The organism is Pseudarthrobacter sp. NKDBFgelt (genome assembly GCF_046097905.1).
GTDB classification, from domain to species: domain Bacteria; phylum Actinomycetota; class Actinomycetes; order Actinomycetales; family Micrococcaceae; genus Arthrobacter; species Arthrobacter polychromogenes.
The window spans coordinates 1-1766 of record NZ_JBJURL010000168.1 but is presented as its reverse complement, the minus strand read 5'-3'; the positions used below and the strand labels follow the sequence as shown (position 1 = coordinate 1766).

2 protein-coding genes and 1 other annotated feature are annotated in these 1766 nt (G+C 64.5%); both genes read right to left on the bottom strand.

All coding sequences use genetic code 11. From position 1 onward, the window contains the following. Positions 1 to 180, bottom strand: a 180-nt coding sequence (locus tag ACKAE7_RS20925) for a hypothetical protein (protein ID WP_408980211.1), incomplete at its 3' end; no start/stop codon positions are given. A gap of 249 nt (positions 181 to 429) precedes the next feature. Further along, positions 430 to 1661, bottom strand: a protein-coding gene (locus ACKAE7_RS20920; protein ID WP_408980210.1) for an IS3 family transposase whose coding sequence is annotated in 2 segments (ribosomal slippage) — positions 430 to 1370 and positions 1370 to 1661 — 1233 coding nt in all. Because the reading frame shifts where the segments join, the coding sequence is not laid out codon by codon here. Further along, positions 1261 to 1377 (bottom strand) — a sequence feature (AL1L pseudoknot). (Overlaps the previous gene by 117 nt.) Positions 1662 to 1766: the final 105 nt, after the last annotated feature.

The following is a 1766-nucleotide window of genomic DNA, read 5'->3' as shown; positions in this document are numbered from 1 at the left end:
CACTCGCTCGGCCTTACCGAAACCTGTAGCTGCGGAACCCTGCTGAGCTGGGGAGACGGCGCGATCGCGAAATGCGCCGATTGTGCCGACGGTGACGCACGTGGCGCTCAGCCGCAACCAGCTCGCGTTGAAGACGTTGCGCTCGACCGGTGGATCTTGAGCCGCTTTGGAGTAACGCAAGTCAGCGAACCCGAAATGTTATCGGGGCTGCCGATCACCCGCGCCCTGGAGATCATTGAACGAGTGGCTGCCCTTGGACTTGCTCAAGACCCATCGAGGGTCCAGTTCCTCCCGCGTTCTCGGCGGAGCATGTGGGTTCGAGGATACAAATGCATTGCAGAAGGTCGCGTCCCGGAGGCCCTGGATCAAGCCTATCGGCTATCCCGCGGGTGAACCGCTCCGGATTCTCCGGAGGCCGCTTCGTTTGAGTCACGCCGCGATAGCCGGCTCGCTCAGCATTGCGTAATAGCGCTCTTCTGCTTCGGCTGGCGGGATGTTGCCGATGGGTTCGAGCAGCCGCCGATTGTTGAACCAGTCGACCCATTCCAGCGTCGCGAACTCGACGGTCTCGAACGAGCGCCAGGGTCCACGCCGGTGGATGACCTCTGCTTTGTAGAGCCCGTTGATCGTCTCCGCGAGCGCGTTGTCGTAGCTGTCGCCGACGCTTCCAACCGACGGCTCGACGCCGGCCTCGGCCAGACGCTCGGTGTATTTGATCGAGACGTATTGGCTGCCGCGGTCGCTGTGATGCACAAGCCCGCCGCGATGCGCGGGGCGACGCTCATGCAGAGCCTGCTCGAGGGCGTCGAGCACGAAGCTCGCATGCGCGGTCCTCGATGCCCGCCAGCCGACGATGCGGCGCGCGTAGGCGTCGATCACGAAGGCGACGTAGACGAAGCCTGACCAGGTCGCGACATAGGTAAAGTCCGAGAGCCAGAGCGCATTTGGCCGCGGCGCCTTGAACTGCCGGTTGACGTGGTCGAGCGGGCAAGGAGCCGCCTTGTCGCTGAACGTGGTGCGCACGGGCTTTCCACGGACTACACCTTGCAGGCCGGCGCGTCGCATCAGGCGCGCCACTGTGCAGCGGGCGATCCGATGCCCCTCGCGCATCAACTGCCGCCAGACCTTGCGCACGCCATAGACCCGGAAGTTCTCGTCAAAAACACGCTGGACCTCCGGCAGCAGGGCGGCGTCCCGCCTCGCCCTGATCGAGAGCTTGGTCGGATCGGTGCGTTGGGAGGCATGAGCGCGGTAGGTCGACGGGGCGATCGGCAACACCCTGCAGATCGGCTCGACCCCATAGGCCCCACGGTGATCGTCGATGAAGGCGATCATCGCTTGAACGGGCGGTCGAGCTCCGCCTGGGCAAAATACGCCGACGCTTTGCGCAGGATCTCGTTGGCTTGCCGAAGCTCGCGGTTCTCACGTTCCAGCGTCTTGAGCTTGGCCGCTAGATCCGTGGTCAGGCCGGGCTTGCGGCCGCTGTCGACCTCAGCCTTCTTCACCCACTCGTTCAGCGTCTGCGCCGTGCACCCAATCTTGCCCGCGATCGACATGATCGCCGCCCATCGCGATGGATGCTCGCCCTCGTGCTCCAGCACCATCCGCACCGCGCGAGCGCGCACCTCAGGCGAAAACTTGTTCGTCGTCTTGCTCGTCATCGCTCCATCCTACTCAGGAGTTGGAGCCTCCGGGAATCCCGGAGCGGTTCAAGGGGCAGTTGCGCGGCGTTCTGGAATGCGAACGCTGCGGGCGGCTCCACGACT